General features: G+C 64.7%; 12 protein-coding genes. 2 read left to right on the forward strand and 10 right to left on the reverse strand.

The window, feature by feature from the left end; translation table 11 throughout:
- Positions 1-26: 26 nt before the first annotated feature.
- Entirely contained in the window at positions 27-764 is a 738-nt protein-coding gene (locus tag FAZ95_RS23800) for a Crp/Fnr family transcriptional regulator (RefSeq protein ID WP_137334980.1), read from the reverse strand.
- A gap of 98 nt (positions 765-862) precedes the next feature.
- Between FAZ95_RS23800 and FAZ95_RS23805 the strand changes: the two genes are divergently transcribed.
- Positions 863-1,408 carry an Mpo1 family 2-hydroxy fatty acid dioxygenase gene (locus FAZ95_RS23805; protein ID WP_137334981.1) on the forward strand — a complete coding sequence of 182 codons (546 nt, stop codon included), beginning with the start codon at positions 863-865 and terminating at the stop codon, positions 1,406-1,408.
- Between the two features lie 36 nt (positions 1,409-1,444).
- On the opposite strand, the gene FAZ95_RS23810 is transcribed toward FAZ95_RS23805, so the two are convergent.
- The 5 genes from FAZ95_RS23810 to FAZ95_RS23830 form a co-directional block, all read right to left on the reverse strand.
- Positions 1,445-1,741 (reverse strand): DUF6587 family protein, encoded by a 297-nt coding sequence (locus FAZ95_RS23810; RefSeq protein WP_137334982.1) that lies wholly within the window; start codon positions 1,739-1,741, stop codon positions 1,445-1,447.
- Positions 1,738-3,591, reverse strand: a complete 1,854-nt coding sequence (feoB, locus tag FAZ95_RS23815; protein WP_137334983.1) for a ferrous iron transporter B — start codon at positions 3,589-3,591, stop codon at positions 1,738-1,740. The genes FAZ95_RS23810 and feoB overlap by 4 nt, the downstream gene beginning before the upstream one ends.
- The gene (locus tag FAZ95_RS23820) at positions 3,588-3,833 is read right to left on the reverse strand and encodes a FeoA family protein (RefSeq protein ID WP_137334984.1); all 246 of its coding nucleotides are present in this window, start codon (positions 3,831-3,833) and stop codon (positions 3,588-3,590) included. The genes feoB and FAZ95_RS23820 overlap by 4 nt, the downstream gene beginning before the upstream one ends.
- A 117-nt stretch (positions 3,834-3,950) precedes the next feature.
- On the reverse strand, positions 3,951-4,247 hold the full coding sequence (locus FAZ95_RS23825) for an acylphosphatase (protein ID WP_137334985.1): 297 nt from the start codon (positions 4,245-4,247) through the stop codon (positions 3,951-3,953).
- 35 nt (positions 4,248-4,282) lie between these two features.
- Entirely contained in the window at positions 4,283-4,525 is a 243-nt protein-coding gene (locus FAZ95_RS23830) for a hypothetical protein (RefSeq protein WP_137334986.1), read from the reverse strand.
- 1 nt (position 4,526) lies between these two features.
- Between FAZ95_RS23830 and FAZ95_RS23835 the strand changes: the two genes are divergently transcribed.
- On the forward strand, positions 4,527-7,679 hold the full coding sequence (locus FAZ95_RS23835) for a sensor domain-containing protein (protein WP_137334987.1): 3,153 nt from the start codon (positions 4,527-4,529) through the stop codon (positions 7,677-7,679).
- A 32-nt stretch (positions 7,680-7,711) separates the two neighbouring features.
- Here FAZ95_RS23835 and FAZ95_RS23840 read toward each other — a convergent pair whose 3' ends face one another.
- The 4 genes from FAZ95_RS23840 to FAZ95_RS23855 all read right to left on the reverse strand — a co-directional run bounded on the left by FAZ95_RS23840 (position 7,712) and on the right by FAZ95_RS23855 (position 12,539).
- Complete coding sequence (locus FAZ95_RS23840; protein WP_137334988.1) at positions 7,712-8,296, reverse strand: DUF1120 domain-containing protein; 585 nt, start codon at positions 8,294-8,296, stop codon at positions 7,712-7,714.
- Between the two features lie 25 nt (positions 8,297-8,321).
- Positions 8,322-10,838, reverse strand: a complete 2,517-nt coding sequence (locus FAZ95_RS23845) for a fimbrial biogenesis usher protein (RefSeq protein WP_137334989.1) — start codon at positions 10,836-10,838, stop codon at positions 8,322-8,324.
- Between the two features lie 43 nt (positions 10,839-10,881).
- Positions 10,882-11,607 (reverse strand): fimbria/pilus chaperone family protein, encoded by a 726-nt coding sequence (locus tag FAZ95_RS23850; RefSeq protein ID WP_137334990.1) that lies wholly within the window; start codon positions 11,605-11,607, stop codon positions 10,882-10,884.
- Between the two features lie 272 nt (positions 11,608-11,879).
- Positions 11,880-12,539 (reverse strand): DUF1120 domain-containing protein, encoded by a 660-nt coding sequence (locus FAZ95_RS23855; RefSeq protein ID WP_175425735.1) that lies wholly within the window; start codon positions 12,537-12,539, stop codon positions 11,880-11,882.
- Positions 12,540-12,808 lie beyond the last annotated feature (269 nt).

The raw sequence follows: 12,808 nt of genomic DNA on the forward strand, positions 1-12,808 counted from the left end.
GCGCCAAGGCAAACGGAACGCAGTACCTACCGGTGTGGCCGCGCGACCGCGTCGGGCATCGCCAGCGCCGTCAGCAACACCGGATCGACGATCTCGATCTCCGCATAGCGCAACGTCAGCGCGCCCTGCGTTTCGAATTGCTTGAGGATTTGATTGATCGTCTGGCGCGACAGCGCGAGCATCATCGCGAGGTCTTCCTGCGGCACCTTGAGTACGCGCCGCGCGGCGCTCGCGTCGCCGTATCCGCCCGCCATCAGCAACAGCCGCCGCGCCACGCGCTGCGACGCGGGAAGCAGCGCCGTTTCCTCGATCAATTCGAACATGAGGCGCAATTTCTGCGTCAGCAGCAGGCCGAACGCGTGCCAATATTGCGGCGTGCGTTCGAGCAGCGCGGCAAGCGCCGCACGCGGCACATGAAACAGCACGGTATCGCGCTCGGCGTAGGCGTCATGCGTGCGCGGCCGGCCGTCGAACAGCCCGATCTCGCCGAACCAACTCCCCGGCTCGACGAGAACGAGGAGCGCCTCCTTGCCCGCGAAGCTCGCCGCGCCGATCCGGATGGCGCCTTCCAGCACGCAATAGAGGCCATCGTCGGCGTCGCCGCGGATGAAAAGCCGCGCGCCGCCGGCCAGCCGCTCGACGCGCCCCAGCTCGACGAGCGCCGCGCGCAAGTCCTCGGGATTCGCGCGGAACCACGCGCTCGCCGCCAGCGCGGCGGCAAGCGCTTCGCGATCGGCAGGTGCGCTGGCGGAGTGCGATGTCATAGCATGGATGGGCAAGAAAGCGCGGATTGTCGGCTAGCCGAAAGTGTCGACAGACGATTGAGCGCGATTATGAGCGCTTTCGATAAAGGGAGACATCCATGCGAACGCTGACAGACCAGCTCGCCCAATACGCGGCCTACCATCGCGACCGGCGCAATATCGCCACGCATTTCGTCGGCATTCCGATGATCGTCGCTGCGCTCGCCGTGCTGCTGAGCCGGCCGGCTTCGAACTTCGGCGTATTGCCGCTCGCGCTGTCGCCGGCCTGGGTGCTGTTCGTCGCGGCGACCGTCTACTACCTCGTGCTCGACGTGCCGCTCGGATTGATGATGGCCGTCGTTTCCGCGCTGTGCCTCTGGCTCGGCCATTGGCTCGCGCAAGCGCCGCTCGGCACCTGGCTTGGCGCGGGCATCGGGCTCTTTGTCGTCGGCTGGGTGTTTCAATTCGTCGGCCATGCGGCGTACGAGCATCGCAAGCCCGCTTTCGTCGACGATGTGGTCGGCCTCTTGATCGGTCCGCTATTCGTGCTCGCCGAAGCGCTGTTCGGATTCGGCTGGAGACCGGCGCTGCGCGAGGCAATCGAAAGCCAGGCGGGTCCGACGCGCATCAACGCGCCGCATGCGAACCCGCGTCATCAGGGCTGAACAGAAGCCCCGGACGATGCCCTTCGCACGCTCCGGCTAACGTGAGCGGAACGTGATCGGCTGCCCATCCGGATGATCGGCCGCGCGCTGCGGCGTGTCGCAACTGCCGCAGGCACCGCAGCCGTCGCCACAATTGCCGGTAGCACCGCCGGGACTCAGCCAGCGGCCCAGCGCGAGCGCCGCACGCGAGCGCCCGGGCCGCGTCAGCGCGATCGACGCCGCGGCTTGCCAACGGGCCGCCAGCTTCGGCGCCACTTTGCGAAACGTGTAAAGCACGCTCGCCACGACGAGCAGTGCGATCACCGCGTATTGCCACCACAAACTGAAACTCACGTGAGCCACCTCGCAATCTGATACGTCAGGAACGATGCCGCGTACGCCATGACGAACATGTAGCCGAACGAAATCGCTACGATGCGCGCCGAACGGGTCTCGCGGCGGATCACGGCGAGGGTCGACATGCACTGCGGCGCGAACGCGAACCAGACCAGCAGCGACAGCGCGCTTGCCAACGAGAAATTGGCGGCGAGCGCGTGCCCGAGACTCACGATGTCGCCATCGCCGCCACTCACCGCGTAGACCGTGGCCAGCGTCGCAACGGCCGTTTCGCGTGCGGCGAAAGCCGGAATCAGCGAAAGACTGATCTGCCAGTTGAAGCCAAGCGGAGCAAAGAGGTATTGCAGGCCGCGGCCGATGTAGCCCGCGAACGAGTAATCGATGGCCGCCCCCGTGGCGCCCGCCGGCGGCGACGGAAACGTCGACAGAAACCACATCAGCACGGTCAGCGCGAGAATCACGCCGGTCAGCCGCTTGAGAAAGATCGAGCCGCGCTCCCACAGGCCGATCGCGATGTCACGCGGCTTCGGCAGACGATACGACGGCAGCTCCATCAGCAGCGCGTGTTCGACGTGATCGCGGCGCAGGCGCTTCAAGATCCAGCCGACCAGCATCGCGCCGCCAATTCCGGCCACATAGAGCGCGAACAGCACAAGGCCCTGCAGATTGAATACCCCGAATACGTGATGGATCGGAATGAACGCGCCGATCAACAGCGCGTAGACCGGCAGGCGTGCGGAGCAGGTCATGAGCGGCGCGACGAGGATCGTCGCGAGCCGGTCGCGCGGATCCGTGATGCTGCGCGTGCCCATCACGCCGGGAATCGCGCACGCGAAACTCGACAGCAACGGAATGAACGAGCGCCCCGTGAGCCCCACCGAGACCATGACACGGTCGAGCAGAAACGCCGCGCGCGGCAAGTAGCCCGATTCCTCCAGCAGCAGAATGAAGAGGAACAGCACGAGAATTTCCGGCAGAAATCCGAGCACGGTGCCAAGACCGCCGATCACGCCATCGGTCAGGAGGCTACGCAGCGGCCCGTCCGGCAGCCACGCGCCGACCTCGGTACCGAGCCACCCGAAGCCGTCGCCGATCGCATCGGTCATCGGCTTGCCCACCGAATAGACCGCCTGGAACACGAGAAACATCACGAGCGCCAGGATCATCAACCCGAACACCGGATGCAGCGCGACGCGATCGATCGCGTCGTCGCGCGCATCGGTCGCGCGCGGCATCGTGACGGCCGCCGCCAGGAGCGCACGGACTTCGGCGTGTAAATCGGCGTGGTCCTGCTGACCGCTCGAAGCCGGTGCGGACGACGGCTTCTCGAGCGGCCCCATTCGATCCATCGAATCGATCAGCGCGCCGGCGCCGCCGCGCCGCACGGCCACCGTCTCCACGACCTGCACGCCGAGCCGGCGTTGCAGCTCGGGCACGTCGATGACAATCCCGCGCCGGGTGGCGGCGTCCATCATGTTCAGCGCCAGCAGCACGGGCAGCCCGAGCCGTTTGACTTCGAGCACGAAACGCAGATGCAGACGCAGATTGGTCGCATCGGCGACACAGACGATCAGATCCGGCACCGCCTCGCCCGGATAGCGTCCGAGCAGGACGTCGCGGGTGATGCGCTCGTCGGGGCTGGTCGAGTCGAAACTGTAGGCGCCCGGCAGATCGAGCACTTGAACGTGGCGGCCGGAAGGCGTGGTGAACCGCCCTTCCTTGCGCTCCACGGTGACACCGGCATAGTTCGCGACCTTCTGGCGCCCGCCGGTGAGTTGATTGAACAGCGCGGTTTTGCCGCAGTTCGGATTGCCGACGAGGGCGATACGCAGGTTGGCCGCGCTCATACGCTCGATGCCTCCCGAACGCTCACGCGGCTGGCTTCGGCACGACGCAGCGCGAACCGCGTGGAGCCGATCTGGATCAGGATCGGATCGGCGCCCCACGGCCCGCGTGCGACCACCCGCACCGGTTCGCCGGAGACGAACCCGAGATCGCGCAGGCGCTGCGCAATCGAATCGGATGCATGAACATCCTGAACGTGCTCCACCACGGCGGGAGCACCCTTTGGCAAGTCGGACAGGCGCATCGGAATTTTTTGAATGGAAATAAGAACCGTTCTCATTATATAGAGTGATCGGTCCCGATGCATCCTAAATGTAAGGTCGGAAGGCGTCGCGCATCACGCTGCCGACCGGCAGCGTCGTCAGTGTTGCTCGAAGCGATCGAAACGCTTGTCGGTGTAGCGCTCCTCGCCCGCGAGATCGGTCACGCGGGCGGCCGGCGGCCCGCGCCGCAACCATTCGAGCATCAGGTCGACCTGATTGGCCGGACCTTGCAGCATCGCTTCGACCGAACCGTCGTCCAGATTCGCGACCCAGCCGGTGATGCCGAGCGCATGCGCTTGGCGCACCGTCGCGTGCCGAAAACCCACACCCTGAACGACACCGCGCACACGGACATAATAAGTTTCAATTCTTGTGTTTAAATCGGGCCCAGTCATACCCGCATCTCCTGCGTATCCATTCCGCCCGCATTTTAGTCGTGCCGCAGCGACCCTGCCGGAGGATGAGATAAAGCGAACGGCGCCATCAATGACGAGAACGCCGTTGAAACTGTCAGCGCGATTAATACAACGAAAGCAGCCGCATCCAGCCAATCAAGATCAAGAAAGACGCAAACGTAAAAGCAAAATTCATTTCGGCGAGCACTTAAGTAAATCAAAGCGGCGGTCGTAAACAGTTTACGCATCTTCTTTTCGATCGCGCGGGGGGACTTCACGGTGGCTGCACAAGACCACGCGGTAGGTGTCAGCCGCATCCGGATGGTCAAAAGCTGGTTCGAAGAACACAACACGACCATTCTGACGGTCGCGTTGTGCGCCATTGCCGTTGGGATGGTCGCGTTTGCCGCAAGCCAGATCTTCGCCGCGCGCGAAGTCGCGGACGCACAGTTGACGCAGGTGCTGCACGTGCGCGACGACGTCGAAGGGCTCGAATCGCTTTACGCGGAAGCCGATGCCGATTTTCTGCGCTTGCTCGACAACCCCGCATCGCACGCCGTGCCGTGGACAGTCGAGCGGCTCGAGCGCGCCACTCGCTATTTCAGCGATCTTTCCGACGCGTTCGCACAAGACCCGCAACGCGCGCGCGAAATCGACGCGCTGCGCGCAGCGACCAGCGAATGGCAACGCCAGCTCGCCCAGACGACGCTCACCGCGAGCACCCAAGGCGACACCGTCTCCCTCGAGCGGCAGGCGCTCGGCGAAGTCAACGAGACGCGGCACCGCCTCGCCGTCGGCGTCGCCTCGCTCGACCCGGCAAGCGAACTCTCCACCAGCGCCCGCGCGAGTCTTTCCGCGCGCCGCCTCGCCTCCGAGCGCACCGCGTTCGCGGCGGCCGCCGCGGCGGCGTTCGTGCTGCTCGTCTATGGCTTTCTCGCGAATCACCGTCTCGGGCTCGAGCGCGCACGCGTGCGCATCGTCGCCGAGGAAGGCGAGGCGCGCTTTCGCGAGTATTTCGAAGAGCATCCGCTGCCGATGCTGATCTACGACGTCGAGACGGCGACGATCGCGGCCGTCAACGATGCCGCCGTGCGCCTCTACGGCTATTCGCGCGACGAATTCGAGGGCCTCAGCATCGCCAGGCTGCGGCCCGCCGAAGACGTGGACAGATTCCTCGCGCGCTTCGCCACGTTCGTGGAGACGCCCGGCTCGGTCAGCGGCACGACCGGCGTGCGCTGCCACGTGAAAAAGGACGGCACGCGCTTTTTCGTCGAACCGACCTTCCACTTTCTCCATCACGCGAATCGCCGCGCGTGCTTCGTCGTCGCGGTCGACGTCACCGAAAAGGAACAGGCCAAGGAAGCGGTCCAGCAATCGAAGCAGATGCTCGAAGCGGTGATCGACAGCGTGCCGCAACGCATTTTCTGGAAGGACACGCGCTCTCACTACCTCGGCTGCAACCGCGCGTTCGCGGACGACGTCGGCATCGCCGACGCGTCGAAGATCACCGGTCTCACCGACTACGATCTGCCCTGGCAGAACTTCGCGTCGGTGGCGCGCATGCGCGACCGCGAAGTGATCACGAGCGGCAAGCCGTTGAATGCGTACGAGGAGTTCGCGCCGGCCGCGGGCGGCAACTGGCGCTGGTATCGAAAGACCAAGGTGCCGCTCAAGAACGCGCGCGACGAGGTCATCGGCCTGCTCGCGACTTACGAAGACATCACCGAGCGCAAGGATGTCGAACTGGCGCTGCGCCTGCGCAGCCGCGCGCTCGACGCGATCGTCAACGCCGTGCTGATCACGCGCGCGACCGACAAAGGCAATCTGATCGAATACGCGAACCCTGCGTTCGAGCGCATCACGGGCTACCGGACCGATGCGGTCATCGGCTCCGATTGCCGCTTCCTGCAGGGCAACGATCGCGACCAGCCGGGCATCGAATCGATCCGCCGCGCGCTCGCCGACGAGCGCGAAGTGACGACGCTCGTGCGCAATTACCGGCGCGACGGCACGCTGTTCTGGAATCAGCTCTATATCGCGCCGGTGCGCGACGAAAACGGACAGATCACGCATCACATCAGCGTCGTCAACGACGTCACCGAACTCGTGCAATCGCGCGACATGTTGCGCCATCAGGCGAATTTCGATGCGCTCACCGCGCTGCCGAACCGCTCGCTATTGAACGAGCGGCTCGCTCACGCGATCAAGCATGGCACCGCGCGCGGCACGCGCGTGTCGTTGATCTTCATGGACGTCGACCATTTCAAGGACGTCAACGACAGCCTCGGCCACGGCATCGGCGACGGGCTGCTGCGTGAGATCGCGCAACGCCTGGCCGACTGTGTCGGCACGTCGGATACCGTGGCGCGCTACGGCGGCGACGAGTTCGTGATGGTGATCGTCGAGCCAGGCGAGACCGATCGCCTGACCGACGTGCTCGCGCGCGTCTCGCACGCGTTCTCGCGGCCGGTGTGGATCGACGACACGGAGTTCTACGTCGAGACGAGCGTCGGCATCGCGAGCTTCCCGTCCGACGGCGCCGATGGCGAAACGCTGTTGCGCCGCGCGGACCTCGCGATGTACCGCGCGAAATCGAACGGACGCAATGCGGTGCACCGGTTCGAGCCGGAACTCGGCCGCGTCGCCGACGAACGCCTCGCGCTGTCGCGCCGCATGCGCGCCGCGCTCGCGAACGGCGAATTCCGGCTCGACTATCAGCCGCAAGTCGATTTGCAATCGAACCGCGTGACGGGCGTCGAAGCGCTCTTGCGCTGGCGCGATTCGGAGCTCGGTCCGGTGAGCCCCGCCACCTTCATTCCGATCGCCGAGGAAAACGGCCTGATCGTGCCGATCGGCGAATGGGTGATGCAGCAGGCGTGCTACCAGGCGCAAGCGTGGCAGTCGACGCTGCCGGGGTTGCGGATGTCGGTGAACATCTCGCCGCGGCAGTTCGCGCGCGGCGACATCCTGCGCGTGATCGAGCGCGCGCTGACGCGCGCGGACTTGTCGCCGTCGCTGCTCGAAGTCGAGATCACCGAGGGCGCGCTGATGGCCTACGGGTCGATCGAAATGCTGCGCGCGATACGCGCGACCGGCGTCGATATCGCCATCGACGATTTCGGCACCGGCTACTCGAGCCTGTCCTACATCCGCACGTTCCACGCGGACCGTCTGAAGCTCGACATGTCGTTCGTGCGCGGCATCGGCGTGCACCGCGAGGACGAAGTGATCACGCGCGCGATTCTGTCGCTCGGCCGCGCGCTGGGCTTCAAAGTCGTGGCCGAAGGCGTCGAGACCGACGAGCAGCTCGCGTTCCTGCGCCGCCACGGATGCAACCTCGTGCAAGGCTACCGGTTCGCGCGGCCGATGGTTGCGGCGGACGCGCATGCGTTTATTCAGAGCTTCAATGAAGGGGTGCTTGAATGTAGTTGATGGCGGCAACCGGCTCGCCGTCAAGATCGCTCCTATCGTTCAATCAGCTGCAACTGCCCCTGCCCGGTAAGCTGCGTCTCGCTGCGTACCCTGAGTGCCTCGGACGGCACCCGCGTTTCTATCTCGATCTGCGCGGTGAGATGCCGGCCCCGGGCCGGCCGGCCGTCCGTCACTAGGCCCACACCCTCGCCGGACTCGAATGTCTCGCTCATCTTCGCTGCCTGAGGCACCTGACCGGGTGCGCTGATGCGACCGAGCGCCACGGCGCTGCCGTCGAGGTGCGCCTCGCTGATCTTCATCACATAGTTGCCGCGCTCCGCGAACACGAAGGTGCCGGAAGCGGCCGACGGCGCGTCGAAGCGCAGCACCATCGTGGTGGGCTGCTCGCATGTGATGTTCAGCGTCGCCGTTCGCCTGCCGAGCGACACGCCACCCGCCTCGGGTTTCTGTGCGTCCAGTTCGGTGCGGCTCAGTTGACCGTAGTCGAACCTCGACGTGCTCATCTGCATCTCGCAGTTCGCCGCCTGCGCATGACCGGCCGCCGCCATCGCGATAACTGCGGCCACGCCCAGCGCCGCACGCCGCAACGTGTCCTGCTCCTTGTCTGTGTTCACCATGGCTATTGTCCTCATTGACTGTCCGTCAGGCGCGACACACGGCGCTCGCCTGCTCATAGAATGCTTCGTCATTGCCCTTCTCCGGCAGTTCGAGGGTAAGTTCGCATTGCCGGTCATCGGGCAGCGACACCTTCAGCGCCTCGCCGATCTGTCCGTTGGCCAGGAAAATCTGACCGTTGTCGACCACCGTCGTCACGAACGCATTGTCCGCACCGATCACCGACGACCCCTTGGGCAACGCCTTGCCCTGTTCGTCGGTGGCGCTGACCAGCACGCGGCGCGTGCGCACGACGTCGAACTCGACATTGTTCACCGACCCGCGGCCCGCCTCGACCATTCTGAAACCGTTGCGGATATCGACGTTGCGCGGGAGCGTCTTCGTGTCGAGTTCGATACGGCTGCTTTGGTACGCCGGCAGCTGCGGTATGACAGCCTGGCCGGACATGTCGGTCCAGACCGGCCCATACGGCGTGGACACCTTCACGCCGGAAATGTCGCCCACCGACAGGACGCCGAAGGTGTCCTGGATCGGATACGGCGATGCGGTGATACCCCCGCCGTGCAGCGCAACGCCACCGCGAATCTGGCCCGAGTAGTTCGTGCTCTGGTTGCCGTAGCGTCCCAAGCCCAGGTTGAGCTGCGTGTAGCGCGGCGTAAGCGCGACGTTTCCGGTCAGGTCGGCGCGACCGTCATGGCGTTCGGCCGCCACGCGATAGTTCACATAGTCGTTGACCTTCTCGCTGAGCGCTGCGCCCATCACCGTGCGGTTTTCGCGGCGATTGACGTAGGTGCGCACGTTGCGCTGTCCGAGCGGAATACTGACGTTCAGATAAAACGCGTTGTTCGCGCCGGCTCCGCGCCCGGCTCGATCACGGTCACCCGAGCCGCCCAGCGCGGTCTCAAAGCTGGCGTTAACCGTCGCATATTTGAACGTCTTGCCCCACGATGCGACGAGCCGGTCGGTGTTCGTGCCGTTGAACGGCCGCACCCCCGTGTACGCCAGGTTGATGCCGCCCAACACGGGATCGGACCAGTTGAGCGACGCCGTGTACTGGTTGCGGTAACGCGAATCGAGCCAGCCGCTGCTCGTGTCGATCGTGGTGTCCAGCAGATCGCGATAGCCCGACGTCTGCATGGTGGCCGATACGCTCGCGCTCAGACGCTCGGTCAGTCCGGAACTCAGCGATACGCTTGCCTGGGTGCCATGCGCGCCTTCGCGCGACGCGTTCGAAAACGTGTTGCGCACGCTCGCGGCGGTGTTCTGCCAGAACCGCGCGTCCAGTCCCCAGCCGAGCGCCTGGTAGTCCGTGGAGCCCATCAGACCCGCGCTCGTGACCATCTGCCGGCCCAGCGCCCAACTGCCGGCACCGGTGATCACCCATGGCGCCGGGTTCTTGACATCACCGAGATCGCGGATGCGCCCGGCGGCGAACGAGTAGCCGGGCGGCGCAAGCATGGCGCTGCCGAACGAGGCAGCCGGCACCACGAAGCGGTGCTCGGCGCCGTTCGCTTCCACAACCGTGACATCCAGGTCGGTACGCGAATTCAGCAGCGGAATGCCGGAGAGCGAGAAGGGGCCGGCCGGCACTTGCGTCGAATAGATGAGTGCCCCAGCCTGACGGATCTCCACGCGCGCCTCGGATTGGGCAATGCCTTCGACCCGCGGCCCGTCGTTGCCGCGGGTCGCCAATGCCGTTTCCGGCAGGACCTGCATGCCGGTGAGCGGGGCGCCCGCAAACAGCGGACTGGCGATGTTGATCTGGCCTGCCTGCAGCGTCGAACCATACTGTGCGAACGTACGCTGCGCGTACGCATACAGGTGGTTGAACTGGCCACGTCCGTCGTTGGACGTGTACAGCTGCCGACTACGGAGGACCCAATCGCCCACGTTGACGCCGACGTCGGTGGCGGTGTACAGGTATGTGTTTGCGTTGCCGCCCGTGTGCGAGGACATCGCCATGATGTCGTAGTTGACCAGACCCGCCGTACCGCCGGTGGCGAACCCGGACAGGTTCACCTCGGGAGCCCGGAACGCGTCGGTTGGCACCAGCAGCGAGACTTCCTCGCGCCCGGGCCTCAGGGTGACCTGCGTTTGCGGCCACGCCTCTATGAAGTCGTAACATTGCGTCGCATCGCCGGTCGCGCCCTCGTCGCCACGCGGTACCTGCAGCCCCGCCTTCTCGAGCAGCGCGGCGGTGAAACACAACCCGCCGTTCGCATCGAAGGTGGCGTCCACCAGCCCCGCCTTCATACCGTTGACCACCAGCGTCACGACGTGCGTACCCTCGCGAAAGCGCGGCGCCTCACGGAAATACTCGGCAAGTTTGGGGTCGATGCCGCGCGCGCGCAGCGTTTCGACATCGAACGTGGCGGACTGGCGCTTTTCTGTCCCGCCGTCCTCGCCTGCTGTCTCGCGGGCATCGGCATCGCCCGTCGCCAGACCCAGCCCCAGCGCAATCGCGGACAGGGCAGCGGCCAGAGGACGCAGGCGCGGTGCATCGCGCGGCGTTCGCCGCGTATCGGACGGTGAGCCGGTGTGCATGGCAGTAACCGGGGAACAGGGCAGCGGGAGGGATGCGCTCACGTCAGCGGCTCGCGGCGGCAAGCGGCGCGTCGTAACTATCGACCGAGTAGCCGTACACGGTGGCAGGATAGAGCGTGACCGTGCTGGCACCCGCGTTCGCGCCGGCGGCCGGCACTGAGAGCGATTCGCCCGGCAGGATATAGGTGCGCGGCAGCTCCACTTCGGTGTTGGCCGGCTTCAGGTGAACCTTCTGCGCGAGCCGCACCACGTACGGGCTATCGTTGGCGACCTTCAGTTCGCCACCCTCCGTCGACCACTTCAGCAGCGTCCAGGGCTCGCGGTTCTGCGCGAGTCCCTTCGGGTGGACGATCAGCGGCAGGTTCTGGCGCACCGTGACGTCGATCTTCGCGCCGCCACCCTCGCTCTGAGGAATGCCTTCGAACAGCACGCGCTTCAGGCGTTGCGTTTTGACCGGCTCCTTCGCCTGGCTGATGAAGCGCACGAGCTGTGTGTCGCCGGCCTCGACCCGGACCACCGGAGGGGTGAGCACCACCAGCGCCTCGGAGTCTTCCGGGATGTTTTCGATTGACGAGTACAGCAGGGCTGGCTTGGCGTCAGTGTTCTTCACATTCAGGCTGGTCTCGCCCTGCCCCTCGTCGAGCACGATGACCGACGTTTCCGGCTGCATGCCGGTGGCCGAGGCGGGCCCGGTCATGGTGAAGACCGAGATGGCCGCCAACAGGCCAAGCGTGAGCCGGGCGAGCGGAAGGTTCTTGAGCGGTATCATGTAGGACTCCTGTTATTTTTCGAGTCTGTGCCGCGTCAGAGGCGGCAATCAATCGGCAATAGGGCGCCATCCATTTGATACGGAACCCATATCAACTGGAGCAGTCCTGTTACCGGAAACCTGTCTTGACAGGCACTGGCTGGAAGCGGCTTCGGCGCCAGGTTGTCGCTTGAGTGGCCGGCACGATCGTCGCGGACCATGCCGGCCGGAGGGGGTAGAGGCTTTGCGCTGACGCCCCGGACGTCAGGCGGAGCCTGACGCACCTGCGAGACTTACAGGTAGACCAGCTCCAGCGTGGCCGAACCGTCCAGCCGCACATCGTTTTCCAGTGGCAGCTCCGAACCCTTGTTCAGTACTGTCGCTACGGTGACCGTGCCGGTAAGGTTCTTGTATGCTCCAGGCACGGTCTTGTTGTCCGTGGCAGCCCACGACGTCATGTGGGTGCCCCCAGGGAGCATCCAGGCGCCGGCCATCCATGTCTTGCCCGCGTCAGTGGAACGAACCGTGTCGACGCTCGTGCTGTCACCGGTAAATTCCCGGACCGACATCGTGTAAATGCCGACGTTCTTGCCCGACACCGCACCAAGCCCATGAGATCTCGAGTCGTCCCCGCCACCACCAGATGCTGCCTGCGCACCCGGCACAACAGTTTCCGGGCGGTTATCTGTGACACGAAGCCCGATCTTCATCGGCGAGTCGCAAGTGATCGATAGCGCGAGGTTTTTCTCCGATAGCACGTTAAACTCCGTCTGCTTCAGCGTCGATGCCTTTATGTCACCGTAGTCGACCACGCCGCCGCCGGCGAGGGTCGGCGTACACGCGGCGGGCTTGATCGTGCCGATCACCTTAACTTCGACCGATTGGGCGTGGGCCTGCGTGAACGACATCCCACCGATGGTCGCCAACAGTGTACAAAGAAGGGGGAATTTCATAGAAAGTACCTCCGGTTTTAGAAAAAAATAGCAGTCCGAAGCTGCACCGCAGCGGCGCCTGAATTCACGAAGCTGCAGAACACCCGGACTGCGCAGCCATTTTAATTTGTCAAGCCCGAACCTGATATGTGACAGAGCCAGGTAAAGGCGTGAATTCGCATAGTACTGGTCCGATAAATATCGTCCTGCCATTTCCGGAAACAGGGGTTTTTTTCAGCTTAGCTTGCAATTGCAATCTCCTCGGTATTAAAGAGGCACGACTTCAGAAC

It is taken from the genome of Trinickia violacea, assembly GCF_005280735.1.
In the GTDB taxonomy this organism is placed as follows: Bacteria; Pseudomonadota; Gammaproteobacteria; order Burkholderiales; family Burkholderiaceae; genus Trinickia_A; species Trinickia_A violacea.

Bases quoted from the DNA above. Each gene is read 5' to 3' on its own strand.
- FAZ95_RS23820 (WP_137334984.1), bottom strand. From the start codon at position 3,833: ATGCGCCTGTCCGACTTGCCAAAGGGTGCTCCCGCCGTGGTGGAGCAC.
- FAZ95_RS23855 (WP_175425735.1), bottom strand. From the start codon at position 12,539: ATGAAATTCCCCCTTCTTTGTACACTGTTGGCGACCATCGGTGGGATG.
- FAZ95_RS23840 (WP_137334988.1), bottom strand. From the start codon at position 8,296: ATGGTGAACACAGACAAGGAGCAGGACACGTTGCGGCGTGCGGCGCTG.
- FAZ95_RS23850 (WP_137334990.1), bottom strand. From the start codon at position 11,607: ATGATACCGCTCAAGAACCTTCCGCTCGCCCGGCTCACGCTTGGCCTG.
- FAZ95_RS23805 (WP_137334981.1), top strand. From the start codon at position 863: ATGCGAACGCTGACAGACCAGCTCGCCCAATACGCGGCCTACCATCGC.
- feoB (WP_137334983.1), bottom strand. From the start codon at position 3,591: ATGAGCGCGGCCAACCTGCGTATCGCCCTCGTCGGCAATCCGAACTGC.
- FAZ95_RS23825 (WP_137334985.1), bottom strand. From the start codon at position 4,247: ATGACTGGGCCCGATTTAAACACAAGAATTGAAACTTATTATGTCCGT.
- FAZ95_RS23800 (WP_137334980.1), bottom strand. From the start codon at position 764: ATGACATCGCACTCCGCCAGCGCACCTGCCGATCGCGAAGCGCTTGCC.
- FAZ95_RS23845 (WP_137334989.1), bottom strand. From the start codon at position 10,838: ATGCACACCGGCTCACCGTCCGATACGCGGCGAACGCCGCGCGATGCA.